Annotated in this window: 20 protein-coding genes; 9 read left to right on the forward strand and 11 right to left on the reverse strand. The window is 68.7% G+C overall.

Going from position 1 to position 23,825, the window contains the following annotated elements:
• Nucleotides 1–3: 3 nt before the first annotated feature.
• From msrP to AC0IZJ_RS10390, 7 genes are all read right to left on the reverse strand, one after another.
• Nucleotides 4–972 (reverse strand): protein-methionine-sulfoxide reductase catalytic subunit MsrP, encoded by a 969-nt coding sequence (gene msrP, locus AC0IZJ_RS10360; RefSeq protein WP_471849266.1) that lies wholly within the window; start codon nt 970–972, stop codon nt 4–6.
• Nucleotides 973–1,058: 86 nt separating this feature from the next.
• Nucleotides 1,059–4,397 carry an error-prone DNA polymerase gene (locus AC0IZJ_RS10365; RefSeq protein ID WP_471849268.1) on the reverse strand — a complete coding sequence of 1,113 codons (3,339 nt, stop codon included), beginning with the start codon at nt 4,395–4,397 and terminating at the stop codon, nt 1,059–1,061.
• The gene (locus AC0IZJ_RS10370; RefSeq protein WP_471849270.1) at nt 4,394–5,701 is read right to left on the reverse strand and encodes a DNA polymerase Y subunit UmuC family protein; all 1,308 of its coding nucleotides are present in this window, start codon (nt 5,699–5,701) and stop codon (nt 4,394–4,396) included. Before AC0IZJ_RS10370 ends, AC0IZJ_RS10365 begins: the two co-directional genes overlap by 4 nt.
• A complete protein-coding gene (locus AC0IZJ_RS10375; RefSeq protein WP_471849272.1) occupies nt 5,670–6,542 on the reverse strand; it encodes a translesion DNA synthesis-associated protein ImuA in 873 nt (290 codons plus the stop codon). The genes AC0IZJ_RS10370 and AC0IZJ_RS10375 overlap by 32 nt, the downstream gene beginning before the upstream one ends.
• Before the next feature lie 263 nt (nt 6,543–6,805).
• On the reverse strand, nt 6,806–7,861 hold the full coding sequence (locus AC0IZJ_RS10380; protein WP_471849274.1) for a serine/threonine protein kinase: 1,056 nt from the start codon (nt 7,859–7,861) through the stop codon (nt 6,806–6,808).
• Between the two features lie 37 nt (nt 7,862–7,898).
• Nucleotides 7,899–8,798: a DUF2726 domain-containing protein gene (locus AC0IZJ_RS10385; RefSeq protein WP_471849276.1), complete on the reverse strand. Its 900-nt coding sequence runs from the start codon at nt 8,796–8,798 to the stop codon at nt 7,899–7,901.
• Between the two features lie 135 nt (nt 8,799–8,933).
• The gene (locus tag AC0IZJ_RS10390) at nt 8,934–9,731 is read right to left on the reverse strand and encodes a GNAT family N-acetyltransferase (RefSeq protein WP_471849278.1); all 798 of its coding nucleotides are present in this window, start codon (nt 9,729–9,731) and stop codon (nt 8,934–8,936) included.
• 228 nt (nt 9,732–9,959) lie between these two features.
• On the opposite strand from AC0IZJ_RS10390, the gene rplM reads away from it, so the two are divergent.
• The 3 genes from rplM to erpA all read left to right on the forward strand — a co-directional run bounded on the left by rplM (nt 9,960) and on the right by erpA (nt 11,256).
• Nucleotides 9,960–10,388 carry a 50S ribosomal protein L13 gene (rplM, locus tag AC0IZJ_RS10395; RefSeq protein ID WP_471849279.1) on the forward strand — a complete coding sequence of 143 codons (429 nt, stop codon included), beginning with the start codon at nt 9,960–9,962 and terminating at the stop codon, nt 10,386–10,388.
• 9 nt (nt 10,389–10,397) lie between these two features.
• Nucleotides 10,398–10,790: a 30S ribosomal protein S9 gene (gene rpsI, locus AC0IZJ_RS10400; RefSeq protein ID WP_056262649.1), complete on the forward strand. Its 393-nt coding sequence runs from the start codon at nt 10,398–10,400 to the stop codon at nt 10,788–10,790.
• A 100-nt stretch (nt 10,791–10,890) separates the two neighbouring features.
• On the forward strand, nt 10,891–11,256 hold the full coding sequence (gene erpA, locus AC0IZJ_RS10405) for an iron-sulfur cluster insertion protein ErpA (RefSeq protein WP_457426846.1): 366 nt from the start codon (nt 10,891–10,893) through the stop codon (nt 11,254–11,256).
• Between the two features lie 59 nt (nt 11,257–11,315).
• Here the strand turns inward: erpA and AC0IZJ_RS10410 are convergent, their stop codons facing one another.
• Complete coding sequence (locus AC0IZJ_RS10410; protein ID WP_471849282.1) at nt 11,316–12,431, reverse strand: anhydro-N-acetylmuramic acid kinase; 1,116 nt, start codon at nt 12,429–12,431, stop codon at nt 11,316–11,318.
• Nucleotides 12,409–13,806 carry a peptidoglycan DD-metalloendopeptidase family protein gene (locus AC0IZJ_RS10415; protein WP_471849284.1) on the reverse strand — a complete coding sequence of 466 codons (1,398 nt, stop codon included), beginning with the start codon at nt 13,804–13,806 and terminating at the stop codon, nt 12,409–12,411. The genes AC0IZJ_RS10410 and AC0IZJ_RS10415 overlap by 23 nt, the downstream gene beginning before the upstream one ends.
• Before the next feature lie 217 nt (nt 13,807–14,023).
• Between AC0IZJ_RS10415 and tyrS the strand changes: the two genes are divergently transcribed.
• A complete protein-coding gene (tyrS, locus tag AC0IZJ_RS10420) occupies nt 14,024–15,250 on the forward strand; it encodes a tyrosine--tRNA ligase (RefSeq protein ID WP_471849286.1) in 1,227 nt (408 codons plus the stop codon).
• A gap of 7 nt (nt 15,251–15,257) precedes the next feature.
• The gene (locus AC0IZJ_RS10425; protein ID WP_471849288.1) at nt 15,258–15,605 is read left to right on the forward strand and encodes a hypothetical protein; all 348 of its coding nucleotides are present in this window, start codon (nt 15,258–15,260) and stop codon (nt 15,603–15,605) included.
• Between the two features lie 21 nt (nt 15,606–15,626).
• On the opposite strand, the gene AC0IZJ_RS10430 is transcribed toward AC0IZJ_RS10425, so the two are convergent.
• Both AC0IZJ_RS10430 and AC0IZJ_RS10435 read right to left on the reverse strand, forming a co-directional pair.
• Nucleotides 15,627–16,136, reverse strand: a complete 510-nt coding sequence (locus tag AC0IZJ_RS10430; protein WP_471849290.1) for a heme-binding protein — start codon at nt 16,134–16,136, stop codon at nt 15,627–15,629.
• An 8-nt stretch (nt 16,137–16,144) separates the two neighbouring features.
• Nucleotides 16,145–19,543, reverse strand: coding sequence for a S41 family peptidase (locus tag AC0IZJ_RS10435; RefSeq protein WP_471849292.1), 3,399 nt, complete (start codon nt 19,541–19,543; stop codon nt 16,145–16,147).
• Between the two features lie 137 nt (nt 19,544–19,680).
• Here AC0IZJ_RS10435 and AC0IZJ_RS10440 point away from each other — a divergent pair, with 137 nt between their 5' ends.
• The 4 genes from AC0IZJ_RS10440 to AC0IZJ_RS10455 are packed head-to-tail and all read left to right on the forward strand — an operon-like array spanning nt 19,681 to nt 23,715.
• Nucleotides 19,681–21,213, forward strand: a complete 1,533-nt coding sequence (locus AC0IZJ_RS10440) for a DUF4331 domain-containing protein (RefSeq protein WP_471849294.1) — start codon at nt 19,681–19,683, stop codon at nt 21,211–21,213.
• Nucleotides 21,214–21,224: 11 nt separating this feature from the next.
• On the forward strand, nt 21,225–21,479 hold the full coding sequence (locus tag AC0IZJ_RS10445) for a hypothetical protein (protein WP_471849296.1): 255 nt from the start codon (nt 21,225–21,227) through the stop codon (nt 21,477–21,479).
• Nucleotides 21,476–22,618, forward strand: coding sequence for a hypothetical protein (locus tag AC0IZJ_RS10450; protein ID WP_471849298.1), 1,143 nt, complete (start codon nt 21,476–21,478; stop codon nt 22,616–22,618). The genes AC0IZJ_RS10445 and AC0IZJ_RS10450 overlap by 4 nt, the downstream gene beginning before the upstream one ends.
• The gene (locus tag AC0IZJ_RS10455) at nt 22,615–23,715 is read left to right on the forward strand and encodes a HupE/UreJ family protein (protein WP_471849300.1); all 1,101 of its coding nucleotides are present in this window, start codon (nt 22,615–22,617) and stop codon (nt 23,713–23,715) included. The genes AC0IZJ_RS10450 and AC0IZJ_RS10455 overlap by 4 nt, the downstream gene beginning before the upstream one ends.
• The last annotated feature ends 110 nt before the right edge of the window (nt 23,716–23,825 follow it).

Consider the following 23,825-nt stretch of genomic DNA (forward strand, 5'->3'; position numbering starts at 1 on the left):
GCTTCAGTAGTTCTTCTTCAGGTCCATGCCCGCGTAGAGCTGGCCCACCTGCGCCTCATAGCCGTTGAACATCAGCGTCGGCCGCTTCTTGGCGAACAGGCCGTCCTCGCCGATGCGGCGCTCGGCCGCCTGGCTCCAGCGCGGGTGCGGCACGTTGGGGTTCACATTGGAATAGAAGCCGTACTCCTGCGGCGCGCTCTGCTCCCAGCTGCTGCGCGGCTGCTTCTCGACGAATCGGATCTTGACGATGCTCTTGGCCGACTTGAAGCCGTATTTCCAGGGCAGCACCACGCGCACCGGCGCGCCGTTCTGGTTGGGCAGCACCTCGCCGTACATGCCGAAGGTCAGCAGCGCCAGCGGGTGCATGGCTTCGTCGATGCGCAGGGCCTCGACATAGGGCCAGTCCAGCACGCCGGAGCGCAGGCCGGGCATCTGGGAACGGTCGGCCAGCGTCGTGAACTCGACGAACTTGGCCTTGGACGTGGGCTCCGCTCGCTTGATCAGTTCGGACAGCGAGTAGCCCACCCAGGGCACGACCATGCTCCAGCCCTCCACGCAGCGCAGGCGGTAGATGCGCTCCTCCTGGGCGCTGAGCTTGAGCAGCGCGTCGATGTCGTAGCTGCCCGGCTTGGCGCATTCGCCTTCGACGGCCACCGTCCATGGCCGCGTCTTCAGCGTGTGGGCGCGCTGCGCGGGGTCGGCCTTGTCGGTGCCGAACTCGTAGAAGTTGTTGTACGAGGTCGCGTCGGCATAGGCGGTGGGCTTGTCCAGCACCATGCCGCCCGCCACGGCCGAGCGTGCGCCCGGCAGCTTGGCCAGCTTGCCGCCGCCCGGCGCCGACTGGGCCAGCGCCAGCGGCGATGCGGCAGCGAGACCCAGCCCAGCCAGGGCGTTGCGGCGGTTGAGGTAGACCGAGCGCGGCGTGATCTCGCTGGGCAGGGGCTCGTGGGCGTCGGGAATTCGGATCAGCATGGATGGGGCTTTCGCTCTCGGATAGCGGATGAGTCGGGTGACCTGGGTGCAACTTACACCGGGATCGGTGTTGGACGTGTCGGACGTCACCGAAAGTCCCGACTCTCTGTCGGCAATCGGCCCAGCAGCGGGTTGAGATTTGTAAAGCGCTGCGCCAGCAGGTGGCGCACATCGCCATCACCACGTTGCCACACGCCTTCGACGGCGAGCAGCCGCGCACCGAGAATGGTGCTGCGGTTTTCTTCGTAGACCTTGGGCCAGACGATGACCTGCACATTGCCGGTCTCGTCTTCCAGCGTGACGAAGAGGGTGCCCTTGGCCGTTTGCGGCTTCTGCCGCCCGGTGACGATGCCGCAGGCCTTGGCGCGGCGGCCGCTCTTGACGGCGTCGAGCTGCTGCGCCGACAGGAGGCCTTGCCGGGCCAGGCGCGGACGCAGCAGGGCCAGCGGGTGGCGGCGCAGCGTCAGGCCGGTGGCGGCGTAGTCCCACAGCACCTCTTCGCCCTCGGCGGCGGCGGGCAGCGCCAGGTCGTCCTCGGGCAGCAGGCTGCCTTGCAGTAGCGCCGGCATCGCGTGCAGGGCCGACGCCTGCCAGACCTGCTGGCGGCGATGGCCGGCCAGGCTGGTCAGTGCGTCGGCGGCGGCCAGCTGCTGCATGTCCTGCTGACTGAGGCGGGCGCGGTGGGCCAGGTCTTGCGGATGGGCGAAGAGGCCGTCGCGTTGGCGTGCGGCCTCGATGCGCTTGGCGGACTCTTGCCCCAGCCCGTTGACGAGGCGCAGGCCAAGCCGAACGGCAGGCTGGTGCTCGCCGTCGCGAAGTTCGAGCGTGCTGTCGGCATCGCTGTGGTTGACGTCGACGGCCCGCACCTCGATGTCATGCCGGCGCGCGTCCTGCACGAGCTGGCTGGGGCTGTAGAAGCCCAGCGGCTGCGAGTTCAGCAGCGCGCACAGGAAGGCCGCCGGCTCGTGGCATTTGAGCCAGGAGCTGACGTAGGTGAGCAATGCAAAGCTGGCAGCGTGGGACTCGGGGAAGCCGTAGGACTGGAAGCCCTTGATCTGGCTGAAGATGCGCTCGGCGAACTCGTCCTGGTAACCGCGTTCACGCATGCCCTTGACGACCTTGCCGTAGTACTTGTCGAGCACGCCGGGCTTCTTCCATGAGGCCATGGCGCGCCGCAGTTCATCGGCCTCACCGGCCGAGAAGCCCGCCGCGATCATGGCGACCTGCATGACCTGTTCCTGGAAGATGGGCACACCGCGCGTGCGCTTGAGCGCGGTCTCCAAACCCTTTGGATAGTGGATCTGGCTCTCGGGCAGGGCGCGGTTCTTCAGATAGGGATGCACCATGCCGCCCTCGATCGGGCCGGGCCGCACGATGGCGACCTCAATGACGAGGTCGTAGTACTCGCGTGGCCGCAGCCGCGGCAGCATGGACATCTGCGCACGGCTCTCGATCTGGAAGACGCCGATGGTGTCGGCCTTGCAGATCATGTCGTAGGTCTGCGTGCAATCTTGCGGGATGCTGGCCAACTCGTGAGTCAGGCCCCGCAACGGCTTGAGGAGATTGAAGCAGCGCTTGATCGCAGTCAGCATGCCCAGCGCCAGCACGTCGACCTTCATCATCTTCAGCTCGTCGATGTCGTCCTTGTCCCATTCGATGACGCTGCGGTCCTTCATCGTCGCGTTCTCGATGGGCACGAGGCGTTCCAGCAGGCCCTCGGTCAACACGAAGCCGCCGACGTGTTGGGAGAGGTGGCGCGGCAGCCCGTTGAGCTGGCGGCCCAGCGTGATGAGCTGTTGCAGGCGCGGGTCGTCGCCCGGCAGGCCGAGCTTTTGCAGCAGCGCGACGCGGTGCTCCTCGGGCAGCACCTGGGTGGACCAGCCGCTGTGGTCGCTGCTCATGACGTCGAGTTGCTCCTCGCTGAAGCCCAGCGCCTTGCCGACATCGCGGATGGCACTCTTGGGCCGGTAGCAGATGACGACCGCTGTCAGCGCAGCGCGGTCGCGACCGTATTTTTCATAGAGGTACTGGATGACCAGCTCTCGGCGCTCGTGCTCGAAATCGACATCGATGTCGGGAGGCTCGTTGCGCTCACGGCTGATGAAGCGTTCGAACAGCAGCGTGCTTTGTGCCGGGTCGACCGAGGTGATTTCGAGGCAATAGCAGACAACGCTGTTGGCCGCCGAGCCGCGACCTTGGCAAAGGATGTCCTGGCTGCGCGCGAACCTCACCGTGTCGGCCACGGTCAGGAAGTAGTGCTCGTAGCGAAGCTCCTGGATCAAGGTGAGCTCGTGCTCGATGCGATTGCGCCACACGTCTGTCAACCCATCGGGCCAGCGTCTGGCCGCGCCTTCGTAGGTCAGCGCGCGCAGGTGCTGCATGGCCGTGAGGCCCGCAGGGATGACCTCGCTCGGGTACTGGTAGCTGATCTCTTCAAGCCTGAATGTGCAGCGGGCGGCGATGTGCAGCGTCTCGGCCATCAGCGCCGGCGGGTAGATCTGCGAGATGCGTTGCCGGCTGCGCAGGTGGCGCTCGGCATTGGGCTGCAGATCGAAGCCGCACTCGGCCACCGTGCGACCCAGGCGGGTGGCCGTCATCACGTCCTGCAGCGCCTTGCGCGAGCGCACGTGGAAATGCACGTCGCCTGCGGCGACCAGAGGCAATGCCGTCTCATCGGACAGTGCCTGCAGCCGCTGCAGCCACAGCGCGTCGCTGGCCTCGCGCAGCAATTCGACGGCGAGCCAGGCGCGGCCAGTGAAATGCTGCAGCGCCCATTGCGCGGGCGCCAGCAGTTCGGCATCGCCCGCGTCGCGCGGCAGCACGAGCAGGGCCAGGCAGTCGGCCAGCCGTTCGGGTGCGATCTGGCGCCAGTGCAGCGTGTACTCGCCCTTCACCTGGCTGGCGCGGCGCAGCTGCGTGATGAACTGGCTGAGGTTGCCGTAGCCATGGAGGTTCTGCGCGATCAGCACGAGCTTGAAGCGCGGCGTGCCGGCGTCATCGCGGACGAGAAACTCGCTGCCGATCAGCAGCTGCATCAGCCGCGGCTGCGCAATGCTGTCGTCATCGGTCGGCAGACCGGCTTCGCGCGCGGCTTCCTTCAAGGCGTGATGAGCCGCCTCTCTCATCTCCCGCAGCTGCTTGTGCGCTCGCACGACGCCCGCCAGCGAACACTCATCGGTGATGGCCAGGGCCTCGTAGCCGCGGCTGCACGCGCGCTCCACCAGCTCGGCCGGCTCCGACGCGCCGCGCAGGAAGCTGAACGCCGACAGGCAGTGCAGCTCGGCATAGCGTGGCACTTGGGCGGGCACGCGCCCCGGGCGAAGCTGCGGCCCGTCGGCGGCGCGACGCAGGTCGGCCTCGGAGGCCATGCCTTGTTGGCGCAGCGCCGCCCGACGCTCGTCGCGGTCCGACATGGGTGGGCTCATGCGAACACCCCGTGCAGGAACCATTCCGAAGCGCTCGAAGTGGCGTCGCGAAACCGCTCGTGATAGACCCACAGCAGCCCGCGTGCCGCGCTGCTGTAGACGAAGTAGTCGCGCGTTTGCAGCCCGGCGCGCCCCTCCCACCAGCCAGCCTCGACACGGTGCGGCCCGCTGACGCGCGTCAGCGGGCCCGCGTACAGCGGCTGTTCCTGCGCATCGCAGCGCAGCGGCTGCGGCGGCTCGACCAGCCAGGTGGGCTGCGGCCCCGGTGGGCGGCGCACGGGCGCTGAAGCGGGTGACTTGGGCGGCGCGGGCCAGGGCTGCCAGCGTTGCATCTCGGCAAGGCGGTGATCCTCATGCAGCCGGCCTTCCCGCACATGGTCTGCTCCCAGCCGCACCGACAGCCGCTCCAGCAGCGCGTTCGTCGTCGTGCGTTCCTGCGGGTCGGCCGGGCCCGGCAGCAGGCTGCTGCTGCCTTCCTCCAGCGGCAGCACGGTATCGGCGCTCAGGCGGATATCCCCGGCCGGCGCGGCCAGCGTCGTGCGGGCCAGGTGTTCGGCCAGCAGGCGTGTCAGGCGGCGCAGGTCGCGCGTCGTCTCGGCCGTGGCCACGGTCAGTTCGCCGCCGTCGGCCACGTCGCGGGCCCGCATCGCGTCGTGCTGCCAGGCCAGCCGCAGCGCACGCACGCCGGCGTGGCGCGCAGCCAGGAAGGCGCACATCTGGCGCAGCAGCTCTTCAGCAAAGTGCAGCAGCACGGGCGCGTGCTCGACACGGTAAGGCAGCTCCAGTCGCGCGCTGAAGCGCTCGGGCAGCGTCAGCCAGCTGTGCGCTTCGGGCAGGTCGCCATAGGCCCGGTCCAACGCCGTCAGCAGCGCGGGGCCGAAGCGCTTGGCCAGGGCCGGACGCGGCAGCCGGCGCAGTTCGCCGAGATGCCGGCAACCCAGGCGGGCCAGCATGGCGTGGTGGGCCTGGGCGGCGCTGAGGGCTGCGAGCGGCAGCGCATCGAGGCGCTCGCTCAGGCGCCCCGCGTGCGGTGCGTCGGGGCAGCGCGCCAACGCCAGCGCGGCCAGCGCGGTCGGTGCCCAGGCCATGGCGCCCACGTTCAGGCCAAGCTGCTCGGCATCGGTTTGCAGCTTCTGCCGCAAGGCCCGCGCGCCGCTGAACAGCCGCAGGCTGGCCGACACCTCGGCCACGACCGCCTCCTCCAGCCGGGCGACGCGCGGCGTGAAGCTCAGCGCAAGCCAGCCCAGGGCGTCGGCGTCGCCGGCCGGTGCATCAGGCCGGCAGCACAGCGCGAGCCAGCGCATGGGGGCGCTCCGTCGGGGGGCTGGCCGGCGTGGGCGCGGGTAGGGGAGCCGGTGCAGGCTGAGGCTTGCGCTTGGCCGCCGTCAGCAGCGGCTCCACCGCGCCCGGCACGGCGGGCAGGGCCAGCCAGCCCTCATGCGCCGGCCCGCGGCGCTTGAGCAGATGCACTTTCAACCCCCAGCCATCGCCGGGCTGTACGACGAGGCGCAGCGGCGCAGCGGAAGACTGCTGTTCCGCACGCGCCGGCCGCACCAGAAAGGCCGGCGCGTCCGAACTCAGCGCATTGACCTGCAAGCGCCGAATCTGCTCCGGCCGCGCCTCGGGCAGCCAGGCCAGCATGGCCACGCGCGACTTGATGGCCTGTTCCGCCGCCCAGAGCGCCTGAGCAGGCGTGCCGGCTGACACCCAGACCAGCGCCGACGGCGGCAGCCCCAGCGCCTGCAGGCCCGGCAGGTGCGGCGTGTGCGGCGGGTTGATGAGCAGCAGCGCGCGCAGCACCGGCGATGCCCCACGCGCCCGTCGGCCTGGGACGGCAGCCGGCAGCGCCTGCTGAGCCCACCAGCCACGCAGGGCCGGCGCCAGCAGCCGCCACTCCAGCACGCCGGCTTGCGGCGTCAGCAGCTCGGTGACGGCCCGCAGCGGCCAGCCGCCACCGGGCAGCTCGGCGTCCAGCGCCGCGAAGCCGCTGGGCAGCATCGGGTCAGCCGAGGTGCTCAGGCTGCTGCCGCGCCACAGACGGCCTTCCAGGTGTGCCTCTAGCGCCAACCGACCGCGCGCGCTGGCGGGTGGCAGCGGCCCCAAGGGCGGCGGGTTGGCAGGGGTGTTGGCAGCGGGGAACAACATGACCGAAGCAAGTGGAGCGGGGAAGAAACTGGAGCTTGAATCAGACCACAATACTGTATGTATATCCAGTATTTTTGGCTATCGACCCCCGCTCGCCGCTAGCATTTCACGCCCTTCCCCGAGAGCCGCCATGCAACTCTCGCCCCACATCTGGTCCCATCGGGATGGCAGGCCGTGCCTACGACCTACAGCCAGGTATTGCGGAACGACCAGCCGGTGACGCTGAGCATCGTGACGCCGGGCGCGGTGCGCCGCCGCAAGGGCTAGGCGAAGCCGTCGCCGTCGAAGTCCACAACGTCCTCGTTGCGCACCACCACCGGCGGCGCGTCCTTGGGCCGCATCGCCTCTACTTGCTCGCGCAGCAGGGCGGCCTGGTCCATCCAGTAGTTGGGCGTGCCGAACCACGGGAAGGCGGCCGGAAAGGCCGGGTCGCCCCAGCGGCGGGCCAGCCAGGCGCTGTGGTGGATCATGCGCATGGTGCGCAGCGGCTCGATGAGGCGCAGTTCACGGTCGTCGAACTCGGCGATCTGCTCATAGCCGTCGAGCACGGCGTTGAGCTGGCGGCGGGCGGCATCAGGCGTCTCGCTGGCACCTGGCAGCAGCATCCACAGGTCCTGCACGGCCGGACCCATGACGGCGTCGTCCAGGTCGACGAAGTGCGGCCCGCGGTCGGGCATCCAGAGAATGTTGCCGGGGTGGCAGTCGCCATGCAGACGCGTCAGCTTCAATCCGGGCAGGCTGTCGAAGGCGGCCTGGATGCTGTCTATGCAGCGGCGCGCGGCGTCGTCCCAGCTGCCGGCGGTTTCGGGCGGGATGGCTTCATGGCCGATCAGCCAGTCGCGCGCAGCCTGGGCCGGCGCGGCGCTGGCCCAGGTCAGGCGCTCGGCAAAAGGCTGGGCGCGACCGACACCATGCAGCCGGGCCAGCAGTCGGCCTATCCAGCGCAGCACCTCGGGATCTTCCAGCTCCGGCCCGCGCCCGCCCTGGCGCGGCGTCACGGCCAGGCGCTGGCCCTGGTAGTGAAAAAGCGTTGCACCGTTGCCCAGTGTCCAGGGCGCGGCCACGGGCACCTCGGCGGCGGCCAGTTCGGTGGCGAAGGCGTGTTCCTCCAGGATCTGCGCATCGCTCCAGCGTCCTGGTCGGTAGAACTTGGCGACAGCAGCGCCGCCGTCCTCCAGGTGCAGCATCAGCACGCGGTTCTCGAAGGAATTGAGCTGCAGCATGCGGCCGTCCGCGCGCAGGCCGGCGGCTTCGAGGGCGTCGAGCATGAACTCCGGCGTCAGGTCGCCGAAGCTGAGATCAGGGCTTGCTTGATGCATCCGGCGAGTGTCGCCGGTCGAAAGGTGAACCCAGACCCTAGCTCCGACGGGGCCGCTGGGTCGCGTAGCGCGGCGCGTCGACGACGACGCCGACGATGTCGTCCATCATGGCCTCGTCATCGGCATCGTCCAGCACGGGCAGGCTGCGCGGGTTGTAGCGCGCGGTGTCGAGGCTGCGTTGGGGTGTTGCGCGGCGTTCGACGTGGTGGCCGTGATGCTGGGCCGGCATGCGCGGCTGGCGTTCGCCGTAGTGTGGTTCGCGCTCGCCATTGCCATTGCCGTTGCCGCCGCTAAAAACACCGGCGTCCTGCCATAGCGGCAGGGGCTGCGAGAACTGGCCCCAGTCGCTGCCGAATTCGTCCTCGCCACCGCCACCGCCCATGCCCAGGCTGCTGCGGCGCCGGGGCAGGCTGGCGGCGGCCGCCGGCGCCGGCAGCGGGCCGCGCGGGTTGCTGCCCTGAGGCACGAGCAGCTGCAGCTCGGCGATGCTGGGCAACTGGTCCATTGCGCAGCGCAGATAGCGCACGCGGCAGGCGGACAGCACGGCATGCTTGATCTGCAAGCTGCGCGGCGTGACACCGCGCTCACCTTCCAGGTCGATGGCGGCCAGCACGCGCCCATTGGGGCTGCAGACTGCAAAGGTCACATGGGAGGCACCGAGCAGGTCGAACCAATAGCGCACTTCCTTGGCCTCCGTCGGCTGGCAAAAGCGCACCAACGGCAGCTTGGACAGGACGACGTGGTGGGGCAGGGCCTCGCGCAGCAGGCGGAAGACGCGGCGCTCATCGCTCGTGAACACCGGTCGTGCTGTGAGTGACCACTCCGCAGGCAAGCCTCTATTGGCGTACGCAGGCCGGCGCAGCGCCCAGACCAGGCTGATGGCCAGGCCCAGCACGCAAACAGCCAGCGCGGCGATCCAATAGATGGCGTACGGCATGTCCCTTGGGAGTTGGGGCGTCGTCGCCGACGGATTTGCGGCGCATTAGGAGTTCAATGTAGCGCAATCAAGCGACAGGCAATTACTCGGTATTCCCCACGCCCCCAGTCTGAGGGGGCTTCGAACAGGGGGGCTTTACTCCTTGGCGGCACGCCCCGACCCATCGAAATGCGCCTTGACTTCGGCCACGCTGTCGACGAAGTCGTTCAGCACCTGGGCCTGGCGCTTGAACTGGAAATCAAGTTCGCCGAGATGCCGTTCCAGGGCCTGTTCGACCTGGGAACCGAAGGAGTCCGGCGGCAGCCGCAGATAGGCCGCCGACTCGCCGCCATCCCGCTCGACTATGGCGCCGGCAGCGGTCGCGATGCGCAGCATGGGGCGGTTCTCGCTCAGCGCGTGGATGAAGAGGGTGTCGATGCCGCGGTTGCGGGCGTGCAGCGCGGCGGTCGCGAACAGCCGCCGCCCCAGGCCCCGGCCGCGCGACTCGGGCAGCACGGAAACGCCGAACTCCGCCATCGTGCGGGTCGGGTCACCCGGCGGGGGCTCGCCATAGGCCAGGTGGGCCAGGGCCACGAGCTGCAGTCGCCGGTTGAAGATGCCCAGCACCTCGTCGCGGTTGAAGTCGATGCCGAGCGCATATTTCTGAATCTGCTCGTCCGACGCCGCGTAGCCGAAGCGCAGGTAGCGGTCGCGCGGCTCCATGGCCAGCAGGTGGTCGATGATGCGGCGGCGGTGGCGGCGCGCGAGCGACCGGATGGGCACCCAGGTCGACAGCCGCTCCAGCGCCGCCCGGGCGCTGACCAGCGGGCCCGCGGGCGCGGCTGGGGGCGAGGCCGGTGGCGGCGCCGGGCCGAAGACCGACAGCGCCCGATCCCAGTCTGTCGCGGGTTCGGCGGACGGGTCGGCGGGGGTGGTGGGTGGTTTGCGTGGCATGGCGTTGCCGGTCGGCTTGGCTAGGTTAACGTGCCTCGCACTTTCAAACCATGGCTGACGCTGCTACACTCGTGGGCTTTTCCGTCAACAGGCTGCGGGAAAGACGCGGCGCACGCATGTGCGCTGAGCTGTCCGAGAGGTTGTGCATTCATGACACAGCACCGAGGGCAGTCGAATTCAGCCAATACTGCTGGCTCTTTTGAAGAGCCGGCACAGCGAAAGCAACTCATGAAGACCTTCAGCGCCAAGCCGGCTGATGTGACGCACGAGTGGTTTGTGATTGACGCCACCGACAAGGTGCTCGGACGTGTTGCCAGCGAAGTGGCACTCCGTTTGCGCGGCAAGCACAAGGCCATTTACACGCCTCACGTGGATACCGGTGATTTCATCGTCATCGTCAATGCGGAAAAGCTCCGTGTGACCGGCAACAAGGCCACCGACAAGGTGTACTACCGTCACAGCGGCTACCCCGGTGGCATCTACGCCACGAAGTTCAAGGACATGCAAGCCAAGCACCCCGGCCGCGCGCTGGAAAAGGCCGTCAAGGGCATGCTGCCCAAGGGCCCGCTTGGTTACGCCATGGTCAAGAAGCTGAAGGTCTACGCAGGCCCGACGCACCCGCATACCGCCCAGCAGCCCAAGGCTCTCGAGATCTAAGGAACGGCCATGATCGGAAACTGGAATTACGGTACGGGCCGTCGCAAGTCGTCGGTCGCTCGCGTCTTCATGAAGAAGGGCACGGGCCAGATCATCGTCAACGGCAAAGCCATTGACACCTACTTTGGTCGTCAGACCTCGATCATGATCGCCAAGCAGCCCCTGCTGCTGACGAACAATGGCGAAGCCTTCGACATCAAGGTGAACGTGCATGGCGGTGGCGAGTCCGGCCAAGCCGGCGCGCTGCGCCTGGGCATCACCCGCGCGCTGATCGACTACGACGCAACCCTGAAGCCCGAACTGAGCCGCGCCGGCTTCGTCACGCGTGACGCGCGTGAAGTCGAGCGTAAGAAGGTCGGTCTGCACGGCGCTCGTCGCAGGAAGCAGTTCAGCAAGCGTTAATTTCTGCGCTGCTGCATCAAAAGGCCGCTCAAAGCGGCCTTTTGTATTTGCGCGGACAATCCCCATATTCGTCTCTGGACAGATTCACAGGAGCCTCGCCATGAGCGCCGTGCTTGATACCCCCGTCACCGACATTCCCGTGCCACTCGTCTTCACCGACAGCGCCGCCGACAAGGTGCGCGACCTGGTGGCCGAAGAAGGCAACCCGGAGCTGAAGCTGCGCGTGTTCGTGCAAGGCGGCGGCTGCTCGGGCTTCCAATACGGCTTCACCTTCGACGAGGCGGTGAACGACGACGACACGCAGATGAGCAAGAACGGCGTGACGCTGCTGATCGACGCGATGAGCCTGCAGTACCTGATGGGCGCCGAGATCGACTACAAGGAAGATCTGCAGGGCGCCCAGTTCGTCATCAAGAACCCGAATGCCACGTCGACCTGCGGTTGTGGGTCGAGCTTCTCGGCCTGACTCTGATCAGTCGGGGCAGAGCTAGCCGCTTCGCTGCGGCGGTCTGTCCCGGAAAGTCTTCAGCTCGGGTACAACGCCCCGAGCACCCGGAGCCCAGCGGCTCCCGTGACGGCCGGCAAATTGCCCGGCCGTTTTGTTTTGAAGCGCATGGCGAGCCACGCAAACGCAGCCGCTTCGACCTGATCGACCGGCAGGCCGCGTGCAGTGCTGGACTCGACCGTGACGCCGGGCAGCAGGTCGGAGAGGCGCTGCATCAGCCGCCCATTCAACGCGCCGCCGCCGCAGACGATCAGCGATTTCGCCTCAGCCGCCTGGGCGACAAGCGCATCGGCCACGCAGCGCGCGGCCAGTTCCAGCAGCGTGGCTTGCACGTCTTTCGGCGCCAGGCCGGGAATGAGCCGGGCCTGAAGCCAGCCGAGTTGGAAGAGGTCGCGGCCGGTGCTCTTGGGCGGTGGCTGCGCGAAGAAGGGCTCGGCCAGCAACGTGGACAGCAGCGCCAGGGACACGCGGCCCGTGGCGGCCCAGGCGCCGTCGGCGTCGTAGGCCTTGCCCAGATGGCGGGCGATCCAGCCGTCCATCAGGCAGTTGGCGGGGCCGCAGTCGAAGCCGCCAGTGCGACCGTCGGCGAACAGCAGGCTGAGGTTGCTGATGCCACCCAGGTTCAGCACGGCGGTGTCCCGGCCTTCGGCACCGAAGACGGCACGGTGAAAGGCCGGCACCAGCGGCGCGCCCTGACCGCCGGCGGCGACGTCGCGGCTGCGCAGGTCGCAGACGACGTCAATGCCTGACTGTTCGGCCAGCAGGGCGCCGTTGAGGAGCTGCGTCGTGTAGCCCGCTATGCCGTCCGGGCGATGCCGCACCGTCTGGCCATGAGCGCCGAGGGCGGCAACCTGGTCGCGCCGTGTGCCGGTCGCTTCGAGCAATTGCGCGACGACGTCGGCATAGGCACGCGCGACGCCATTGGCCGCCAGTGCGGCGCGGTGCAGTTCGTTGTCGCCGGGCGTGTTCAACGCCAGCAGCTCATCGCGAAGAGCGGGCGAAAAGGGCGCGTGAACATGGCCCGTGACGGCCAGCCGTTCCGCGTCGAACAAAACCCCGTCGATGCCGTCGAGCGAGGTGCCCGACATCAGCCCGATATAGAGCTGGCCGGCTTCAGTCAGCGGCAGAGACGCCATCCATCGTTTCCGCGACTGACAGCTGGGTCTTCACGCTGGCGACGGTCTGCTGGAACTGCGCCTTGGCGTAGCTGGGCAGGGTGATGGCCTCGGAGGCGCGGGCGATGACGCGCGGGTCCATGTGGCGGCCGCCGACGCGGAACTCGAAGTGCAGGTGCGGGCCGGTGGCCCAGCCGGTGGAGCCGACGGCGCCCAGGCGCTGGCCTTGCTCGATGCGCTGGCCCTTCTTCACGTCGATCTTGCTCAGGTGGGCGTAGACGGTGGTGCGGTCGCCGCTGTGGCGCACATGCACGACGTTGCCGAAGCCGTTCTGCCAGCCGGCCATCTCGACGCTGCCATCGCCTACGGAGCGGACGGCCGTGCCGGTGGGGGCGCCGTAGTCAGTGCCGTTGTGCTGGCGCCAGGTGTTGAGGATGGGATGAAAGCGCATCGCGAAGCCGCTGGTGATGCGCGAGAACTCCATCGGGCTGGCCAGGAAGGCGCGGCGCTTGCTCTGGCCGTCGAAGCCGTAGAAGCTGCCCTTGCCCGAGGCGCTGTCCTTGAACCAGACGGCCGAGTAGGTGCGGCCGTTGTTCGTGAACTCGCCGGCCAGCAGGCGGCCGACGCCGCCGTCCCAGGTGATGGGCTCGCCGTCGGCGGTCAGGGTCTCGTAGACGATGCTGAAGCGGTCGCCCTTGCGCAGTTCGCGGTGGAAGTCGATGTCGCCGGAGAACATGTCGGCCATCTGCGAGGCGATGGCGTCGGGGATGTTGGCGTCGTCCGTCGCGGCGAACAGCGAGGTGCGGATGCCGCCGCTGCCCAGCGCGACCTGGGCCTGCAGCGGCGCGGTCTCGGTGCGGGCGGTGAAGCGGGCGCCGTCGCGCTCGATCGTCAGGCGGGTGAAGTGACTTCCCTGCTGCTCGACCTTTTCGGCCGGGAAGCGCACGACGATCTTCTGCACCTGGCCGGAGGCGTCGGCCGTCAGATGAACCATCTTGCCGGCGCGGCCTTGCAGCACGCGGCGGGCGAGGGGGTCGGCGCGCAGGAAGGCGGCGGCGGCGGGGTCGAAGGCGCCGGCGCGCTTGAGCAGGCTGTCGGGCGTGTCGCTGGAGCGGGTGGCCTCAGAACGGGTCAGGCCGATGCGGTGGGCGGCGAGTTCGTCGAGCTGGGCTTCGATGCTGGGTGTGTCCAGCATCTCGACCAGCGTGCGCTTGGGCAGGGCCGCAGCGTCGGGGGCCAGGGGGGCGATGCCGAAGGCGGTCACCGCGAAACAGCTCAGCAGGCTGACGACCGAGGCGGTCAGTGTGCGAGGGTGGCGAGCGGCGAAGGACTCGGCGCTGCCGAGGACGTTTTTGAACTGCTGAAGGTGTCTCTGGACTACGGTCACTCTCGGCATCCCGGGGTTGTCGCTGGGGCAATCCCGGCCGGGCCGGTTCCACGCGAAGGGCCGCACCCGTGGCGGCCCTAAAATCCATTCCGGGCGTGTTGAAAAACAACACCCCCGACTCGAGGGTGAATTCTAACGGCGTCGTCCTACTTGACACACCGGTTAACCCCGATAGATCAACAACTTAACAATTTCGCCCAGCTTCTAACAAGCTGGCGAGTCGCCAATGTCCGATTCCCCGAAATTTCCCGTCACCGATGCCGTCCTGGAGGCGCTGGCCGTCACTCGCCGCGGCGTGGAGGAGTTGCTGCCAGAGGCGGAATGGACGAAGAAACTGGCCCGTTCGGCCGCGACAGGCGTGCCGCTGCGCATCAAGCTCGGTCTGGACCCGACGGCACCGGACATCCACGTCGGTCACACGGTCGTCTTGAACAAGATGCGCCAATTGCAGGACCTGGGTCACCAGGTCATCTTCCTGATCGGCGACTTCACTTCGTTGATCGGCGACCCGTCCGGCCGCAACGCGACCCGCCCGCCGCTGACCAAGGAGCAGATCCAGGCCAACGCCGAGACCTATTACGCCCAGGCCAAGCTGGTGCTGGACCCGGCGCGCACCGAGATTCGCTACAACTCCGAGTGGAGCGAGCCGCTTGGCGCGGCCGGGCTGATCCAGCTCGCGGCCAAGTACACGGTGGCGCGCATGATGGAACGCGACGACTTCACCAAGCGCTTCGCGGCGCAGACGCCGATCTCGGTGCACGAGTTCCTCTACCCGCTGATGCAGGGCTATGACTCTGTGGCTCTGAAGGCGGACCTGGAACTGGGCGGCACCGATCAGAAGTTCAATCTGCTGATGGGCCGCCACCTGCAGCAGGAGTACGGCCAGGAGCCGCAGTGCATCCTGACCATGCCGTTGCTGGAGGGGCTGGACGGCGTCGAGAAGATGTCCAAGTCTAAGAACAACTACATCGGCATCACGGAAGCGCCGAACACGATGTTCGCCAAGATCCTGTCGATCAGCGACGTGCAGATGTGGAAGTGGTACGAGCTGCTGTCGTTCAAGTCCATTGGCGGGATTGCCTCGCTGAAGACCGAGATCGAAGGCGGGCGCAACCCGAAGGACGCCAAGGTCGCGCTGGCCAAGGAGATCACCGCGCGCTTCCACAGCGCGGCGGCGGCGGATGCGGCCGAGGCCGATTTCAACAACCGGGCGCGCGGCGGCATTCCGCATGTGATCCCCGAGGTGCAGCTGAGCGGTGCGCCCATGGGCCTGGCCCAGGTGCTGAAGGCGGCGGGCCTGGTGGCGTCCACCAGCGAAGGTCTGCGCATGGTCGAGCAAGGCGGCGTGCGCCGCGCAGGCGAGGTGCTGTCGGACAAGGGCCTGAAGCTCGACGCCGGCGAGCATGTGCTGCAGGTCGGCAAGCGCAAGTTCGCGCGGGTCGTGCTGAGCTGAGAGCGGATTGGCCGACCACATCCGCGTGGCCATGCCCGTGCCGGGCGCGGAGTTGCGTGGCTACTTCGATGAGCGGGTGGCGAGCGGCGGCCTTGATCTCGCGCTGGACCTCAGCGTCGTCGAGTTCGACGAGCTGGCGCAGCTCGCGGCAGTCACCGTGACCGGGGTGGAAACGTCGACTGACGGTATCGCCGTGGCCTATACGGTCTCGTGGACCTCGTTCCACGCCTGCGATGACCGCAGCTTCGGTGGCCGGCACGCGCGTGTGCTGAGTGGCCGTGTCAACGGCGGCGAGTGGGTGTTCGAACGGGCGTCGCCGCCGCCTACGCAGCGCGACACCGTTGACGAGTTCTGACCCGTAGAGCCGAGCCTGACGTCAACCTGCCCGACCCGACGCGATCTTGTGGCTGTTCCACAGCTCAAGCCCGCCGACCGCGAGCGCATGGTCTTCCCAACCGTCCAGGCCTGAAACGATCATCGTGCCCACCCGGCCCTTGCCGCGCACGGCCAGCGGCACGGCGCCGCCTTCGGCCTGGAAGAGCACCGGGTCCAGCCCGGTCTCGGCATGGAAGTTGACCTTGCGTTCCAGGAACTCCAACCGCACCCTGAACGAGCTGTAGCCAAACCGGCGGACGACGTTTTTCTTCTTGATGATCCAGTCCGCGTTGCCGGCATTGGTGCCGTCCATGAAGTAGACGAACAGGGGATGGTCGTCGGTCTCCAGGTGGATGGCCACCGGCCGGCCCGGGAACCATTCCAGCGCCAGCGCGAGGATGGACTGGCCGATGCCCATGGCGTCTGCCGCGGTCAGGCGGTCGAGCACGAGGGTGGCTTCCTGCGCCGCACATTCGGCGGCGGTCTGCGGGGCTTTCAAAGTCTTGGCCATGTTTTCTCTCAGGGTTTCACGGGCCTCAAGTAGGGCCCCGGCTTCACGACCGGCACCGGCTGCTCGGCAATGCGCCGCTTCAGCTCGGCAATCGCCGCATCCAGCTGCGCATCCTGCCCCATGGCCGTGGCGCGCGGCAGGTTGTCGACTTCGATGTCCGGCGTCACGCCCACGCCCTCGATGAGGAAACGGCCTTCGGCGTCGATCTGGCCATTCTCGGCGGCACGCATGATGCCGTTGTCGATGAGGCGGTTCTGGTCGGACAGCCACACGCCCGCGCCCGAGCTGCGCTTGCCGATGACGGGGCCGATCTTGAGGCGCTTGAAGCCTTCGGCAAAGGTTTCGCCGTCGCTGTAGGTGTCCTCGTTCATCAGCACGACCGTGTGACCACGCCAGACGTTCTGCATGTTTGGCCGCACGCTGCTGCCAGACGGTGAGCGCGGCTGCCAAAAGGCCCAGGCGCGGCGCAGCAGTTTCTCCAGGATCCAGCTGTCGATGTTGCCGCCGTTGTTGTAGCGCACGTCGATGACGAGGCCGTCGCGGTCGCTGGCGGCGTAGAACTCGCGCACGAAGTCGGCAATGTCCGCCGCGCCCATCGCGCGCAGATGCACATAGCCGATGCGGCCCTGGCCGGCCTGCTCCACCGCGCGGGCGCGGCTGACGCGCCAGTCGTTGTAGCGCAGCTGGTTCTCGCGCGTCTGCGCCACCGGCGTGGCGATGCGCTGCACCGTCTTGCCATCGGCCTGCTTCACGTCCAGCAACACCTGCCGGCCGGCCTGGCCGCGCAGCAGTTCCAGGATGTGCGGCGCCTCAGCGGTGGGGCGGCCGTTGATGTGGGTGATGACGTCGCCGACCTTCAGGTTGACGGCGGGCGTGGCCAGCGGCGGGGCCTCGGCGGGCAGCTCCGCTTCAAAGCCGTAGATGGCGTCGATGCGCCAGCCGCCCGGAGCCTTGGAGAAGCGCCCGCCCAGGCCGGCAAGACCTGGCTCGTCCGGTGACGGCCGCGTGTCGCCGGGGCCGACCTGGCTGTGCAGCGCACCGAGTTCCGCCACCATCTGCGCCATCAGCTCCGCCAGTTCGAAGCGGTCCGTCACGCGGTCCACCAGCGGCTCGTACTTGGCTCGGGTCGCGACCCAGTCGACGCCGTGCATGTCCTTGTCGTAGAAGTAGTCGCGCTGCATGCGCCAGGCGTCGCCGAACATCTGCTTCCACTCGGCGCGCGGCTGAGTGGCGATCTGCCAGTCGCTCCAGCGCACGGTCAGCTTGGCCAGTTCGGTGGGCAGCTTGGGCGCTGCGTCGACGATCAGCACCTCGGGCGCTGCGCCCTGGGCTTGGCCCTGGTTGCGCATCAGCATCAGCTTCTTGCCGTCGGCGCTGATGTCATAGCCGCGCACGTCATGCGCCAGGATCTCGGCCGGGCCGCCCTGGTTGTCGATGGCGATGGACTTGAGCTGGGTCTTGCGCTCCAGGTCCTGGTCCAGGAACCACAGGCGCTTGCCATCCGCGCGCAGGCTGCGGTAGTTGCCGGCGGACACGGGCAGCTCATGCAGGCGCCCGGCCAGGCCCTCGAAGACGATGGCCGGCTTGCCCTTCTTGTCTGCGGCAGCGGGCTTTTTGTCGTCCGCCTTGTCCTTGCTGTCCTTGCTGTCCTTGGCGTCAGGCTTGCGCTCCGTCGGCTCCTTGTCGGTGGCCTTGCGGTCCTCGGCGCGCTGCTCCTCGGCCTTTTTCTCCGTGGGCGACTCCAGCTCGTCCTTGGCCGCGAAGGGCGAGCGCAGGCCGGGTTGCAGCGCCAGCGCATAGAGCTTGCTGCGAAACGCCAGGAAGGGCCCGGTGTTGCGGTCACCCCAGGGGCTGGGGTTGCCGGTGGTCGCGAAGTTGCGCTCGGACGCAAAGTAGAGCCATTGCCCGTCGGGGCTGAAGGTCGCGGCGTCGCTGTCGTAGCGGTCGCTGGTCAGCGTGTGGGTGCGGCCGTCGGCCAGGTTATGCAGCTGCAGCTGGCTGCGGTCGGCGTGGCGCAGCGGCGTCGTCCAGGCGAGGGCCCGGCTGTCGGGGCTCCAGGACTGAAGCTGTGGCGTGCCGCCAAAGCCGCTGCGGGCGATCTCGCGTGTGGCCTTGGTCTTCACATCGGTCAGCCAAAGAACGCCCTCCTTGTCCGTGTGCGCCAGCCAGCGGCCGTCGGGCGAGGGCAGCAGGCTGCGGCGCTGCGTGACCGTCGCATTTGGCGCGCCGCTAGTGATGCGCTCGGGCTGGCCGGTGCCGTTGGCCGCAAAGCGCCAGATCTCCTGCTCGCCGCTGAAGTCGCAGATGGCGAACACGCTCTTGCTGTCGCTGCTGAACTCGCCTTTCTGGCAGCGGCCATCGGCCGGCTGCGGCAGCTCGGCGCGGCGCAGCGCCTGCACGCCCTGCGTGGCGAGGCGGCCGCGCGCGGCCAGCAGCACGCGCTCGCCGTTGGGCGCGAAGGAGGTGTCGGTCAGGAAGTCCTGTGGCTTCTTGACCCAGCGCTCGCGCTGCTGGTCGAAGTCGCCGCCCAGGCTGATGGCCAGCTTCTTCGGTTCGGCACTTTGGGCAAGGTCCAGTGTGTAGAGATCGGCCCCCAGCGCGTAGACGACACGGCTGCCGTCGATGCTGGCATGGCGGATGTCCCAGCCCTTGTGCGTGGTGTGCTGGCGCAGGTCGATGCCCAGCGCGTTGACCGACCACAGGTTGACCGTGCCGTCGCGGTCCGACAGGAAGGCAATGCGCTCGACGTTGCCCACGCGATAGGGCAGGGGGCGGCGGTCGTTGTTGCCTTCGGCCACCAGCGGGCGGGCCTCGGACTTGTCCGTCAGGTCCAGCGCCCACAGCCGCGCGATGGCGCCGCCGCGGTACTGGCGTGCGTTGTCGCTGCGCAGGCCGCTGCGGGTGAAGTAGAGCGTCCTGCCGTCGGCGCTCAGTGCGCCGTCGCTGCCCTGGCCCACGGGCAGCTGGCGGCGCTGTCCGGTCTTCACGTCGAGCGCAAACAGCTGGGCGCCGGGGCGGGCGTCCAGGCTGGTGTAGATGACTTCGCCGGCCGCGCTGAAGCCCCAGACGCGCATGCCGCCGCCTTCCCACGTCAGCCGCTTCGGCGGGCCGCCGGTGACGGGCATCAGGTAGATCTCGGTGCCGCCGTCGTACTGGCCGGTAAAGGCCAGCCACTGGCCGTCGGGCGACACGGCGGGTTGGCCTTCCAGGCCGTTGTGCGTCGTCAGCCGCTGGGCTTCGCCGCCCTGTGAATTGACTCGCCAGAGATCGCCCTCGGCCACGAGATAGACGGTGTCGCCCTGCAGGGCGGGCTGGCGGTAGAAGCCGCTGGTGCCGGCCAGGGCGCTCGTGGCGCTGGTCAGGCACAGCAAGGCGGCCGCGATGGCGGCAATGCGGAAACGGGGCATGGGTTCTCCTCGAAGAACCGGCATTGTGTTGCTAGGGGGGCGGCGGGCGATTCGTCACACCGGGTGAATCCGGATGCGATGTGGCGGCGTAAAGCCCAGCAGATGCCAAGCCGGTATCGCCCCACAGGATGCCCCCCATGAATGCCCGACTCACCCGCAGCGCCATGGCCACGGCGCTCGTCTGCCTGGCCGCTGGCGCCCAAGCCTCCAGCCACCGCGAAGCACCCTTCCTGACGACCGTGCCGAAGGTCGACGCGACGGACTTCTACATGTTTCGCAGCTACGAGACCGGCCGCGACGGCATGGTCACGCTGATCGCCAACTACCTGCCGCTGCAGGACGGCTACGGCGGCCCCAACTACTTCGCGCTGGACCCGAACGCGCTTTACGAGATCCACATCGACAACAGCGGCGACGCCAAGGAAGACATCAGCTTCCAGTTCCGCTTCAAGAACCGGCTGGCCAACAGTGGCGCCGGTGTTTCGTTGAGCGTCGGCGGCAAGATGGTCGGGATCCCGCTGATTCAGGCCGGCGCCGTGTCCAACGTCAAAGACGCGAACCTGCAGCTCAACGAGAGCTACACGGTGACCGTGGTGCGCGGCGACCGCCGCAGCGGCACCGCCCAGGCCGTGGCCCACGCCACCAGCGGCGCCACCACCTTCGACAAGCCGGTCGACAACATCGGCAAGAAGACGATTGCCGACTACCCGGCCTATGCGGCCAGGCATGTCTACCCCATCACCATCCCCGGCTGCGCAACGCCGGCGAAGGTCTTCGTCGGCCAGCGCCAGGACCCGTTTGCGGTCAACCTCGGCACCATCTTCGACCTGGTCAACGCGCCGGTCTCGGTCATCACCGACCCGTCGTTGATCAATGCCGCGCCCAACACCATCGGCGACAAGAACGTCACCACGCTGGCGTTGGAAGTGCACAAGGATTGCCTGAAGAGTGCCGGCAGCGACGTCATCGGCGGCTGGACGACGGCCAGCCTGCGCCAGGGCCGCCTGCTCGACCCCAAGCCCGCCTCGGGCCACCAGACGGCCGAGAAGGCTGGAGGCGCCTGGGTGCAGGTCTCGCGCCTGGGCATGCCCCTGGTCAACGAGGTCGTCATCGGCCTGAAGGACAAGGACAAGTTCAACGCCTCCAAGCCCAGCGGCGATACGCAGTTCGCCGACTACGTGACCAACCCGACGCTGCCCGCGCTGCTGGAGATCGCGCTGGCCCTGCCCAACACGGCGCCCACCAACTTCCCACGTAACGACCTGGTCACGACCTTCCTGACCGGCATCAAGGGCGTCAACCAGCTGGCCACGCTCACGCCGTCCGAGATGCTGCGCCTGAACACGGCCATCGCGCCGGTGGCCTTCGCGCAGCAGAACCGCCTCGGCATCGTCGGCAACATCCTCGCGGGCGGCACCGACAACGCCGGCTACCCCAACGGCCGCCGCCCCAAGGACGACGTCGTCGACATCTCGCTGGTGGCCGTGATGGGCGGCCTGTGCGTGGCCAACGGCGACACCGACAAGCTCGGTTTTGGCGCCGCCTGCAAGCCGTCCGCCGTGCCGTTGGGTGCCACCGCCTTCAAGCTGCATGATGCGGTCGACCAGGCCGTCGTGCCGCTGATGAGCGGCTTCCCCTACCTCAACACGCCCATCCCGGGCACCAAGTGAAGGAGGCCGCCATGCGTACCCTGTTGACCATGGCGGCGGCTGCGGCCGCCAGCCTCGCTCTCGTCGCCTGCGGCGGTGGGTCTGATTACACGCCGCCGCCGCCACCCGCAGCGCCGACCGCCGTGCCGGACAGCGCCATCGCCTCGTCTACCGCTCTCGTCAGCTATCTGAACGGGCAGAGCTTTATCGATGAGACCAGCGAGCCGCTGACGCTGCCGACCGGCGATCTGGCCACGTCCGAGACCGACGAGCCGATCACGATATGAGCCTGCGGGCGCTGCTCGCCCTGGCGCTGGCAGTGCCGCTCGCGGCGCCGGCCGAGCCCTTCACACCGAAGAGCGACGCCGAGGTCGTGCAGCGCCTGCCCTACCGGGTAGACGCCGCCGAGCGCACGCGCCGCACGGCCCTGGCGCGCGACCCCGCCCAGCTGCCACTGGCGCTGGCCGCCGCCCGCGCCGCGCTGGACCGCGCCCGCGTGCTGGGCGACCCGCGCGAACTGGGCACCGCCCAGGCCGCACTGGCGCCTTGGTGGACGCGCACGGACGCGCCGGCCGAAGCTGTGCTGCTGCGCGCCCGCGTGCTGCAGGCACGGCATGACTTCGACGGCGGGCTGGTCCACCTGCGCGGCCTGCTGGCGCGTGACGATCTGAGCCCCGAACTGCGCGCCCAGGCACTGCTCGACACCGCCGCCATCCACCAGCTGCGCGCCGAGCTGCCGCAGGCGCGCGCGCTGTGCGAGCAGTTGGTGCTGCTAGCGCCCTTGCCAGCCAACGCCTGCCTGGCCGAACTGGACAGCCTCACCGGCAAGGCGCCCGGCGCGGCTCAAGTGCTCGCCCGGCTCAACCCCGGTCGCACCGTTCTGCCCTGGCTGGCGCTGATGCGCGCCGAGCTGGCCGAGCGCATGGGAGACGCCGCCGCGCTCGGCCTCTACCGCCAGGCCCTCGTGGGCGCCGACGAGGTCTACACCCGCGCCGCGCTGGCCGACTGGCTGCTGGACCAGGGCCGCAATGCCGAGGCGCTGGCGCTGACCGAAGGTAGCGACGCCGATGCGCTGCTGCTGCGCCACGTCATCGCGTTGCACCGCCTCAAGCGTGACGCTGCAGCGCCCACCGCCCGCCTGCGCGACAGCCTGGCCGCCGCCGACAGGCGCGAGCCCGGCAAGCATGCCCGCGAGCAGGCCCGCTTCGCGCTGGACGTGGGCCAGCAGCCGCGCGAGGCCCTGCGCCTGGCCCAGGCCAACTGGGCCATGCAGCGCGAGCCGGCCGACGCCGTGCTACTGCTGCGCGCCGCCCGGGCCGCCGGCCGCGACGGCGAGCCGGCGCGCCGCGAACTGGCGCGCTTCGTGCGGGAGCTGGGCTGGCAAGATGCGCGCCTCGCCGCCCTCGACGGGAAACTCGACTCGTGATCCGTGGACTGATCCTGCTGCTGTTCTGCGCCAGCGCCTGGGCCCACCAGTCCAGCGAGGCCTATCTGCGCTTTCGCGTGGACGGCGTCGACGTCGAGCAGCGCCTGGACGTTGCGCTGCGCGACCTTGACCGCGATCTTGCGCTGGATGCCGATGGCGACGGCAGCCTGAGCTGGGGCGAGGTGCGCACGCGCTGGGGCGACATCGAACGGCTCGCGTCCGACGGCGCGCGCTTCACCGCCGACGGCGCCGCCTGCCAGCCCACGGGCGCCGGCACGCCTCAGCTCGACGAACACAGCGACGGCATGCATGCCGTGCTCGTCACGCGCTGGCGCTGCCCGGCGACCGTACAGGTCCTGGCCATCGACTACCGCCTGTTCGCCGCCACCGACGCCGGCCACCGCGGCCTGGCACGCCTGGTGGGTGCGGCGGGCGAGCCTCTGGTCCTGGTGCCCGGCGCCGGCCCTCAGACCCTCAGCGCCAGCGGCGCCGGCCTGGGCAGCTTCGTCGTCGAGGGCATGACCCACATCGCCAGCGGGCTTGACCACCTGCTCTTCCTCGCCACGCTCATCCTCGTGGCCGTCTGGCGTCGCGACGGCAAGGGCTGGGTTCCTCGGGTCAGCTCACGCAGCGCAGTGGTCGAGACGCTCAAGCTCGTCACCGCCTTCACCTTGGCCCACTCCATCACGTTGGGCCTGGCCGCCGGCGGTGCCATCGACCCGCCGTCGCGTTGGGTCGAGTCGCTGATCGCGCTGACCGTGCTGCTGGCCGCGCTGGACAACATCCGCCCCTTCGTGCCGGGCCCGCGTTGGGCGATGGTGGGGCTCTTCGGCCTCGTGCATGGCGTCGGGTTTGCCGGGCCGCTGAAAGACCTGGGCCTGCGCGGCGCCGAGCTCGTGATGCCCTTGCTGGGCTTCAACGTCGGCGTGGAACTGGGCCAGCTGGCTGCGGTGGCGGTGCTGCTGCCGGTGGCGCTGTGGCTGCGTGCCCGGCCGACCTACCGGCGGTGGATCGTGCCGGCGGGGTCGAGTGCGATAGCGGCGTTGGCGTTGGTGTGGTTTGCGGAGCGGAGTCTGGGATTGAGTTTGTTGTCCTGATTGCTGCTTGTGGGCGTTGGTTGGTGGGTAAGGGTGGTGCCGGGATTTCGCCCCGGCGGGCGACCTACTTTCTGGGCCGCCAGAAAGTAGGCAAAGAGCTCCCCCCGACC

The organism is Roseateles sp. AC306 (assembly GCF_979253795.1).